Raw genomic sequence first — 9,777 nt, 5'->3', positions numbered from 1 at the left:
GGGGCTCGGGGCTCGGGGCTCGGGGCTCGGGGCTCGGGGCTCGGGGCTCGGGGCTCGGGGCTCGGGGCTCGGGGCTCGGGGCTCGGGGCTCGGGGCTCGGGGCAGGGTACGGGGCGCGGGCGCGGGCGCGGGGCGCTGCCGGGGCCGGGAAGTGCCCGACCGCGGGGTGCCGCCCGAGCCGGGGCCCGTACCCCTACGCGCCTGCCCCGGCGGTACGCCGTGGGCGGAGGACGCCGGAGAGGAGGACCGTGAGCACTCCCGCCAGGGGGACCACCAGCAGGCCGAGGCGAAGACTGGTGGCGTCGGCGATCAGGCCGACGACCGGCGGGGAGAGCAGGAAGCCGAGGCGCATGAGCCAGGAGACGATCGTCAGGCCGGAACCGGGCTTGAGACCGGGGAGGTTGTCCGCCTCGTGCATGGCCGCGGGAACCAGCGTCGCCACACCGAATCCGGCGGCGGCGAACCCGAGTACGGTTCCGGGCAGCGTGGGTACGGCCAGCGCCAGGCCCATGCCGAGCGCGGCGATCACGCCGCCGGTACGGGCGACCGCCCGCTGGCCGAACCGGTCGACGAGCCGGTCACCGATGATGCGGCCGACGAACTGGGCACCGACCAGGGCGATGTAGCCGGTGGCGGCGAGTGTGGCCGAGGCGCGCAGGGAGTCGGAGAGGTAGAGGGCGGCCCAGGAGTTGCCCGCGTCCTCCACGAGCGTTCCGGCGGTCGCGATGAGTACCAGGGCGGCCAGTGCATACGCGGTGCCGCGCCGCGCGGTGGCCGGGGGCCGGACCTGTTCCGCCGGAAGGTCGGCGGGTACGGGCTCATTGTCCGGGCCGGGCAGGCAGTGGCACAGCGCGACGAGGGCGGCGGCGGCGAAGACGACGGCCGATACGGACAGGTGCTGCCCGCGCGTCAGGTCCAGTGCCATGGCACCGGCGGCCATGAGCCCGCCCGCGACGGCGCCGATCGACCAGATCGCGTGGAAGGAGTTGATGATGGACCGCCCGTAACGGCGCTGCACACGCAGACCGTGCGCGTTCTGCGCGACGTCCGTGATCGCGTCCATCGCCCCGGCCAGGAACAGCGCCGCCGCGAAGAGCGGCACCGCGCCCGCGAGACCCGCGGCGAGGACGCCCACCCCGGTCAGCAGCGTGCCGGCGACCGCGACCCGGGCCGAGCCGAACCTGCGGATGAGCACTCCCGCCACGGGTCCGGCCACCAGGGCCCCGGTCGGGAAGGCCGCCACGGCCAGGCCGTAGACCGCGTTGCTCATGCCTAGTTCGGCCTTGATCTGCGGGTACCTCGGCAGGAGGTTGGCGAAGAGAGCCCCGTTGGTCAGGAACAGCACAGCCACGGCCGCACGGGCCCGCCGGTCTGCGGCAGGCAGCCGGACCGGTATGTCGACAGTCATGGGGTGACCCTAGCGCCCAAGTGTACGAACGTACATCCCAGGTCGGGCACAGCCGGTGATCCTCGCGCGAGTGGCCGGTACGAACCTTCGCGTCCGCAGCCGTGGCGCTCGCGCTTCCCGGAGCCATTCCGCCAAGAACCGCGGTGAGCCCTCGGGCGGCTTCGGGCAGGCGTCGGCGGGCGATCGCGAGCGCCCTGGCGAGCGTCGGCGCAGCCTCAAGCCGTGGAGCGCCACCCACACGCGGCCTGTCTTCCGCCACGGCGCCAAGGCATCAAGTCCCCTTCGGGCCGGTTCGCCCCCATCCGGCACACCATGGTCCGAACGCGGTAACCGGCCCATCGGGTGGTGACGTCCGAGATTGTCTGGCTCTTGCGGGCCCACGCGCTGAGCGCGTCGGCCTCGAAGCCACCACCGGTGACCGATTCCGCCGGGAAGGGGCCACCGGTCCGCTTCCGCTTCCGTCGTTCACCGGCATGAGGGACTCCAGGTCCACTCGACCGGCATCGGGCACGGAGTGCCCGAATCTCAGACCGTCAGGCCCGCCGCGACGGTGGCGCCGAGTTCCCAGCAGGCTTCGACGTCGGCTTTGGCCGGCTCTCCGGTGACCGTCACGGCGTCCGCCGTACGGCGCCACCCCAAGCCGGTGGTGATCGACTCGATCGCGCGTACGGCGCCGGTGACGTCGTTGCCGCCGTGCACCCAGTAGCCGAAGGGGCGGCCCCGCGTGGTGTCCAGGCACGGGTAGTAGATCTGGTCGAAGAAGTGCTTGAGAGCACCGGAGATGTATCCGAGGTTCGCCGGGGTGCCGAGCAGCACGCCGTCCGCGGCGAGCACGTCGGAAGCCGTGGCGGCGAGCGCCGCGCGCCGCACGACACGCACGCCCTCGATGCCGTCCGCCGCCGTCCCCGAGACGACGGCTTCGAAGAGCGCCTGGCAGTTGGGCGACGGTGTGTGATGGACGATCAGCAGGGTGGCCACAGCGACGAACCCTGCCTTCCCGGGTCGTCCGGCCGCAAGAGGGACGCGCCGTCCTGCCCCGTAGCCGCCCCGGCGACACGACCCCGAGGGGTCGTCGGATCGGGTGTCTTGAAATCTACGCTGACCGTATGGCCCACGAGAGCACCGAGGGGCGCGGACCGCGCCCGGCCGACGTCGCCGGAAGCGGAGCGGGCAAGGACGCGGAGCAACCCGCCGAGTGGCTCAACTGGCTCAAGGAACGGCTGTACGCGACCATCACCATGATCTCCGTGGTGATCGGCCTGTCGGCCGCCGAGCACCCCACCCCTGCCGGGGCGGCGGCGAGTGTGGCCGCGGCCGCCATCGGCCTCTGGCTGGCGACGCTCGTCGCCGACGAGCAGGCGCACCGCACGGTGCACGGCCGGATCGCCACCCGGGCGGAGCTGCGCCGGATGCTGTGGGTCAGCAGCCCGCTGCTGCTTTCCGCCGCCGGTCCGCTGATCCTCATCGGTGCCGCCGCTCTGGGCGTGATGGACCTGGAGACCGCGCTGTTCGCGGCGGCCGGCGTCAGCGTGGCCGGCCTCTTCGGCTGGGGCTGGTACGGAGGAGTGCGGCTCGGCAACGGCGCCGCGGTCGCCTTGCTGGCCGGCGCGCTCGACGCCGCGATCGGGCTGGTCGTCGCCGTGGTCAAGGCGGCCGTCAGCCACTGACGGCCGCCTCGACGAGGGCCGGGCCCGCTCGCACGCCGCCCCGGGGCCCGGGGCAGCGAAACGCCCTCAGGTGGCAAGGCCACCCGGCCGGTCCGGGGACGCGAAGCCGGGCTCCGGGGCGGGCCGGCGGTGCAGGGCGGACAGGCGGATGGCGAAGTACACCGCGGCCGCGGCGGCGAGAGCGTCCAGGCCGTCGACCACCGCGATCCGGAGGGCGGCGTCCCTGACCTCCAGGAGCGAGTCGGCGTCGTCGTACCCCCTGGCGACGAACCATCCGGCGACGGTCGAGAGGACGAAGAGGCTCCACCACAGCCCCACCGGCCATGAGGACGGGTACCGCGCCGGTTCGGAGCCGGAGGTCCGGGTGGCAGCGTTCCACATCTGCTTGGCGATGCGGAAGGGCATCCACAGCGCACCGAACGGGATGAACCACGAGCCGATCGCCCATCCGGCGCCCTGCTCGAAGGCGTCCTGCGCCAGGACCCCGATGTACGTGCGCATCTGGAAGAACCAGACCAGGAAGACGACCGCGCAGGCGATGAACGCGACGAACTGGAGGAGCCCGGCAGCGGTGTACAGGGTGTCCGCGGCGTCGAGATCGTCGGTGGAGACGGCGACGAAGGTCGTGCCGTCGCCGACCAGGTTCACGATCTTCAGGTCGGCGAACACGGCGAAGAGGTCGGTGAGCGCCACCAGGCCCAGCAGCACGACGACAGCCTTCAGCAGGCCCTCCGGGGCACGGGCCGGCGCCTGGTACGGCGGGACGCCGTACGGGAGCGACTGTTCGGGAAACGCAGAGAAATCGGACACGACAGAGTCCCCCCGGACCACTTCGAAGAAATTGGGCAGGGCTGTCGTGCACCTCGATGGGTGCGCGACGAATCGCGGGACAGCCCTTCGCCTCGTCGTACAAGCAGGCAGATGGAAAGTACGCGCTCACGGAGGGAACGTCCATTCGATTCAAAGCCGGAGCTTCGGACCGGGCCGACGGACTTCCACGGCAGCCACGCCCCCGGGACGCGTGACCGCACGGCGGACTTCCCCGCTCTCCCCCTGCCGAGCTCAGAGCATGATGAGGAGGCGGGTGCTCGCCTTGAGCTTGCGGTTCACCGAGCGGCTCTGCACGTACACCTCCAACTGGGGGTTGTTGCCCGCCTTCACGGAGACGGTGCCGTGGATACCGGTCCCGAACAGCAGGCTGCGCGCGGCGTCGCCGGTGTAGGCGCGGTCGGTTTCCTTCTCGACCACGATGACTTCCTTGTCGGGCTGAACCTGGACCCGGGCACCCAACTGGTAGTAGCAGGAACCGCGCTGGTAGGAGACACCCGGGTGCGAGTCGACGAAGGACCGGATCTCGGTCTCCTTGTCGACCTTCAGGAGCCGGTACTTGTCGGCCGCGATCGGTTCCAAACTCGCCCGCACCTCGTCCACCGATATGTCCTGGCCCACGGCGAAGAGGTTCTTCGTGCCCCGTACGCCCCGTTCGCGGCCCCGGAGGAAGCTGGTAGCGGCGGCGCGCACGGTGCCTATCGCCTCCTCGACGCCTTCCGTGGAATCGGCGTCCCAGATGGCGATGTTCCCGGCAGGGAAGCCGTAGTGCTGGGCGGTGCGCTTGGCGAGGGAGTTCGGGACGAGGATCGCGGAGGTCCAGTGGCCCGGAAGACCGCCCATCTTCGCCGTGATCCGGTCGAGCCAGGGGCCGAGGATCTTCATGTCACCGTCGTGCCGCCGGTCGCCACCGGAGGCGTTCTCCTCGCCGTCCGTCACGACGATCTGGAGAAAGCTGTGCTCGCCGTACTCCTCCCAGATGTGACCCAGGTCGTCCAGGGATTTCAGCGAGGCCTCGATGAGGGCGGTGGCGCCGTTGTTGACCTTGTACAGGCCCCGCATGGACGGCAGATGCTTCACGTCCATGTCCCAGACCAGGTTCTCCACCCGGTGGTCGAAGGAGTAGAGACTGATCCGGGTCTCGTGACCGAGGCTGTCCGACTCGGCCTTGAGACCTGCCACGAACTCATCGACGACACGGATGAGCTGTCCCTGGTGCGGACGCATCGAACCCGAACAGTCCACGACCAGCGCGACGTGGTTCACCTTGTGCTGGATCTTGTTTCCGGACATGCTTCCACTCCCCTTCACAGGCCCCCCGAGTGGCTCCCCGAGTGATGTTCCAACCCTAGGAGGGGGCACTGACATCGGGGCCGGGCCGCGCGGTGAGGAGTGCGCGCACGCCACTCCGTACGGCCTCCCAGTCGGTGCCGGGTTCCCGGTCCCGCGCACGCCGCAGCCAGGTCGCCCGGTCCCCGTGCTCACGGCGCAGCTGCTCCATCGCCTCAGGAGCAGCCGGATCCGGCTCGAACTCCGCCAGCTCGCGGACACGTTGGTCCATCGCGGCGAACAGCGCGCGGTGCAGCTCGGTCACCGCTGCGAGGAACTCACTCGTCCGCATGGTCACCCGGCCGGACCGCGGGACCGCGAACTCGATCACGCCCTCGGGGTCCGCCCGCTGCTCCCAGGTGGCGATCACCACGTCGTCCTCGCCCGCGACCGTGCGGCAGAAACGCAGGTCCGGGGCGACACGGAGGTAGCCGGTGTACAGGTAGCCCGCTCCGTGCCAGTCGGCCGCGGCCTCCGCCTCCGGCGTGTCGACCCACTCCCAGTCCGGCGAGGGGTCGGCGGCGATGCCGGCCAGGTCGCCGGGCACCGGTTCCATCGCGTCGGACACGATGGCGAGCAGGTCCTCCCAGAGCCGGGCGACGTAGTAGTCCACGTACGGATGCGGCGGATCACCGTCTCCCCTCAACTCCGCGACCGTGCGGGCGGAGTAGCGCAGCACCTCGTGGCCGTCGAGATCGACGCAGTACCAGCCGTCGGTCAGTCCGAACCAGTGCCGTACGGGGTGCCCCGCGCCCCGGGACGCCATCTTCTCCAGCGGAGTGAGTCCGAAGCGGAAGCGGATCGCGGGGGTGGTGAGGGGGGTCGTCATCCGTCCAGCATCCCCGTTCGCTCACCGGCTCCGCGCACGGGTCCACCCGGTGGGTGCGAACGCGCACGATCCGCGCCCCGGCGGGCCGGTCCGGCCTCGCCGAGGGCGCCGCGCGCCCGACGGAACCTCAGGTGGTCCCTGTCAGCTTCCGGGCGGTGCCGCAGTGCACCGTGCGCGCGTGGCGCCACAGTTGTACGAGCGTCACGGCGAGCAGCACGGTGAACACCCCCAGGAGCACGGCGGCGATCACCACCGACCGGCCGCCCGTCGCCGCAGGACCCTCCTCCTGGGTGAGCAGCCCGAGGAGGGAGAGTAGGGCGCCCACCAGGTAGACGGAGCGCACCCGCCGCAACTGCCGCAGTGCGCGGGGAGCCAGAGCCACATGCCTCATCGATGCCATGTACGGCTCCTGCCCCGAACGCGAGCCCGCAGAACCCGTGTTGGCTCCCGGGTTCTGGAGGTTACGGAGGTTACGGAAGTTACGGAGGTTACGGAACAGCGTTCAGCCGGATCTGCAGGGCGGGGTAGTGCGGGACCTCGAAACCGAGGGCCTCGTAGAGGTGCGCTCCGTCCGGGGTCGCGTTGAGGTCGACCATGGTCACCCCGGTCTCCTCGTCGAACCAGCGCAGCAGGGCTTCGGTGCAGGCGCGCGCGTATCCCCGCTTGCGGGCGGCCGGTTCGGTACTGACGTTGAAGACGTGGCCGCGCAGGCCGCTGAGGCTGCGGGGGCCGGGGGCCCGGTGTTCGCAGGCGCCGACGGCGTTGCTGACGACGCCGAGCTCCGGATCGTCCACGACGAAGGCGGCGAACTCGTCCTCCCGTGGCAGCCGTTCGGCGAACCAGTGGGCAGCGGCGTTCCGCCAGGGCGCGTCCTCGGGCCCGATCGGCACCCCCATGCCGGCCATCATCAGCGCGCGGAGCCGTACGAGGGCGGGTACGTCGTCGACCGTCGCGCGGCGGGCCTTCGGGGCAGGGGTGGGGAGTGCGCTCGCCATGCCGTCCATGGTGCGGACGAACTCCCGGCCCGGCAAGCGGATTGCCCGGCCCGGTCGGGGGCACACGGTGTGCGGGCCGCCGGTGGTCGCGGGGTGTGCGATCCGCCGGCAGGTGCCGCCCAGAGGCGGGCGGCAGCCTTTCAGTGCACGCATGTACGTTCGATCCGATCTCCGCAGAGGGGTCCTCGCATGGCAGTTCACAAATCCCTGGTCCTGGTGCTCGACAGTGCCGACCCGATGGAACTGGCCGAGTTCTACGCCGGTCTGCTGGGCGCCGAGTCCAGGCCGGGCCGGGGCAACGACTACGTGGAGGTCGTCGGGGAGGCGGGGGTGCATCTGGCGGTCCGGCGGGATCTCGGGTACGCACCGCCGAGTTGGCCCCGCCCGGACGACTCCCAGCAGGCCCATGTGCTCATCCGGGTCGGGCGGGCGGACATGGACGCGGCCGAGCGGGAGGCGATCGGCCTTGGAGCCACTCCGGTGGAGGCCAGGAACAACGGCGGCGTCCACGACACGCGGTACTACGCCGATCCGGCCGGGCACGGGTTCGCACTGACCGCCGTGTGACCCCGGGCCGGTACCCCGGCGCCCCCTGCGCGGAACCTCCGGACCGTCACCTTCGTGCAGGTCAGCGCGGCGTTCGACGCAAAAGTGGGGGTGTCCGGCCTGTTCCCTGCGAGGGGGGGCTGGGCTAAGGTCCCGTCCCGTCCGGTCGGAAAATCTCACCGGGCGCCCTCCGAGACCCGCACGGAGTTCCTTCCTCATGCCCAGAATCTCCAAGGCCGTCCTCGCCACGACCGGCGTCCTGGTCGCCACCGCCCTCGTCGGCCCCGGTGTGGCCGCCGCCCAGGCCGCGCCCCCGAGCCACGCCGCCGTCCACGGCAACGGCGGCCGCGACGGCGCCACGACGGCCCAGGTGTGGATCACCACGCCGGACGGCAAGCAGAAGCTGGCCGACGCCGGTACGGTCCCCTTCACCACCACGCCGAGCGGCGCGCCGACCGTGGTGGTCGACGCAGGCCGGACGTACCAGACGATGTCGGGCTTCGGCGCCTCGATCACCGACTCCTCGGCGTCGGTGCTCTCCGGGCTGGCCCCGAAGGCCCGCGACGCCGCCATGCGCTCGCTCTTCGACCCCCGTACCGGCGACGGCCTGAACTACCTCCGCCAGCCCATCGGCGCCTCCGACTTCACCGACGGCCCCGCGTACACCTACGACGACATGCCGGCTGGCCGCACGGACTACGGCCTCGCGCACTTCTCCGTCGCCCACGACAAGAAGGAGATCCTGCCGCTGCTGCGCCAGGCCGAGCGGATCAACCCCGGCATCAAGATCGTGGCGACTCCGTGGAGCCCGCCGGCGTGGATGAAGACCGGCGGTTCGCTGGAGGGCGGGCGTCTGATCGACGACGCCCGCGTCTACCGCGCCTACGCCGCCTATCTGGTGAAGTTCGTCCAGGCCTACCGGGCCGAGGGCGTCGAGATCGACACCCTCACGGTCCAGAACGAGCCGCAGAACCGGAACCCGAAGGGGTACCCAGGGACGGACATGCCCTCCTGGCAGGAGGCGAAGGTCATCGAGCAGCTCGGTCCGCTGCTCAAGAAGGCCAAGCTGAAGACGGAGATCCTCGCCTTCGACCACAACTGGTCGGAGCACCCGGACGACACGGTGGGCGCGCCGGCGGACGAGGCGGCCGACTTGGACGCCTACCCGCAGCAGCTGCTGGGCTCGTCGGCGGCGCGGTACGTCGCGGGCACCGCCTACCACTGCTACTACGGCGACCCGAGCGCCATGACGGCGCTGCACGACCAATTCCCGACGAAGGACATCTACTTCACCGAGTGCTCGGGCAGCCAGTCGTCCGTCCCGGCCGACACCTTCGCGGACACGCTCAAGTGGCACACCCGCAACCTGGTCATCGGCGCGACCCGCAACTGGGCGAAGACGGTCATCAACTGGAACATCGCGCTCGACCCGGAGGGCGGCCCGCACGCGGGCGGCTGCACCGGGTGCACCGGTGTGCTGACGGTGGCGGACGACGGCACGGTCACCCGCAACGCCGAGTACTACACCCTCGGCAGCCTCTCGCGCTTCGTCGACCAGGGTGCGGTGCGCATCGCCAGCACCTCCTTCGGTACCACCGGCTGGAACGGCCAGATCGAGGACGTCGCCTTCCGCAACCCGGACGGCAGCACCGTGCTGGTCGCGCACAACGAGAGCGACGACCCGCAGACCTTCGCCATCCGTGAGGGCGACCGCTATCTGACGTACACGCTGCCCGGCGGCGCGCTCGCCGACTTCGTCTGGCACTCCGGCCGCGTCTCGGGCACGGACGGCACGCCGGTGGCCCCGGCGGGCTGGACCGCCTCCACCTCCACCACGGGCACGGCGGCGGACGCCGTCGACGACGACGCCAGCACCCGCTTCTCCTCGGGCGCGGCGCAGGCCCCCGGTCAGTACCTCCAGGTCGACCTGGGCAAGAAGGGCCGGGCGGACCGGGTGGTCTTCGACACCGGCTCCTCGACCGGCGACTACCCGCGCGGCTACACGGCGTCGGTGAGCACCGACGCCGTGCACTGGACCGACGTGGTCACCGACGCCCCCGGCGCCGGCCAGTTCACCACCGTCGAACTCCCGCACCGCCAGGTGCGTTACGTCCGGCTGACGCTCACCGCCTCCGCCGGCAGCTGGTGGAGCGTGGCGGACGTCCGCGCCTACAC

Annotated in this window: 10 protein-coding genes; 3 read left to right on the top strand and 7 right to left on the bottom strand. The window is 71.5% G+C overall.

Annotated features, from left to right (window positions below; all coding sequences use genetic code 11):
- Positions 1-193: 193 nt before the first annotated feature.
- Both ACFWEP_RS08135 and ACFWEP_RS08130 read right to left on the bottom strand, forming a co-directional pair.
- The gene (locus ACFWEP_RS08135; RefSeq protein WP_387367408.1) at positions 194-1,408 is read right to left on the bottom strand and encodes an MFS transporter; all 1,215 of its coding nucleotides are present in this window, start codon (positions 1,406-1,408) and stop codon (positions 194-196) included.
- Positions 1,409-1,933: 525 nt separating this feature from the next.
- Positions 1,934-2,386: a flavodoxin family protein gene (locus ACFWEP_RS08130; RefSeq protein WP_387367405.1), complete on the bottom strand. Its 453-nt coding sequence runs from the start codon at positions 2,384-2,386 to the stop codon at positions 1,934-1,936.
- 128 nt (positions 2,387-2,514) lie between these two features.
- On the opposite strand from ACFWEP_RS08130, the gene ACFWEP_RS08125 reads away from it, so the two are divergent.
- A complete protein-coding gene (locus tag ACFWEP_RS08125) occupies positions 2,515-3,075 on the top strand; it encodes a hypothetical protein (RefSeq protein WP_387367402.1) in 561 nt (186 codons plus the stop codon).
- Positions 3,076-3,141: 66 nt separating this feature from the next.
- Here ACFWEP_RS08125 and ACFWEP_RS08120 read toward each other — a convergent pair whose 3' ends face one another.
- The 5 genes from ACFWEP_RS08120 to ACFWEP_RS08100 all read right to left on the bottom strand — a co-directional run bounded on the left by ACFWEP_RS08120 (position 3,142) and on the right by ACFWEP_RS08100 (position 7,056).
- A complete protein-coding gene (locus ACFWEP_RS08120) occupies positions 3,142-3,885 on the bottom strand; it encodes a DUF4328 domain-containing protein (RefSeq protein ID WP_387367399.1) in 744 nt (247 codons plus the stop codon).
- 252 nt (positions 3,886-4,137) lie between these two features.
- Positions 4,138-5,196 (bottom strand): VWA domain-containing protein, encoded by a 1,059-nt coding sequence (locus ACFWEP_RS08115; RefSeq protein ID WP_387367396.1) that lies wholly within the window; start codon positions 5,194-5,196, stop codon positions 4,138-4,140.
- Between the two features lie 55 nt (positions 5,197-5,251).
- On the bottom strand, positions 5,252-6,061 hold the full coding sequence (locus ACFWEP_RS08110; RefSeq protein WP_387367393.1) for a DUF5984 family protein: 810 nt from the start codon (positions 6,059-6,061) through the stop codon (positions 5,252-5,254).
- 127 nt (positions 6,062-6,188) lie between these two features.
- Positions 6,189-6,461 (bottom strand): hypothetical protein, encoded by a 273-nt coding sequence (locus ACFWEP_RS08105; protein ID WP_387367390.1) that lies wholly within the window; start codon positions 6,459-6,461, stop codon positions 6,189-6,191.
- An 88-nt stretch (positions 6,462-6,549) separates the two neighbouring features.
- The gene (locus ACFWEP_RS08100; RefSeq protein ID WP_387367387.1) at positions 6,550-7,056 is read right to left on the bottom strand and encodes a GNAT family N-acetyltransferase; all 507 of its coding nucleotides are present in this window, start codon (positions 7,054-7,056) and stop codon (positions 6,550-6,552) included.
- A 189-nt stretch (positions 7,057-7,245) separates the two neighbouring features.
- Here ACFWEP_RS08100 and ACFWEP_RS08095 point away from each other — a divergent pair, with 189 nt between their 5' ends.
- Complete coding sequence (locus tag ACFWEP_RS08095; RefSeq protein ID WP_387367384.1) at positions 7,246-7,623, top strand: VOC family protein; 378 nt, start codon at positions 7,246-7,248, stop codon at positions 7,621-7,623.
- Positions 7,624-7,819: 196 nt separating this feature from the next.
- Positions 7,820-9,777, top strand: a 1,958-nt coding sequence (locus tag ACFWEP_RS08090) for a discoidin domain-containing protein (RefSeq protein WP_387367381.1), incomplete at its 3' end; no start/stop codon positions are given.

It is taken from the genome of Streptomyces sp. NPDC060198 (assembly GCF_042728415.1).
Taxonomy (GTDB): domain Bacteria; phylum Actinomycetota; class Actinomycetes; order Streptomycetales; family Streptomycetaceae; genus Streptomyces.
This window is presented reverse-complemented; position numbering and strand designations above follow the sequence as displayed.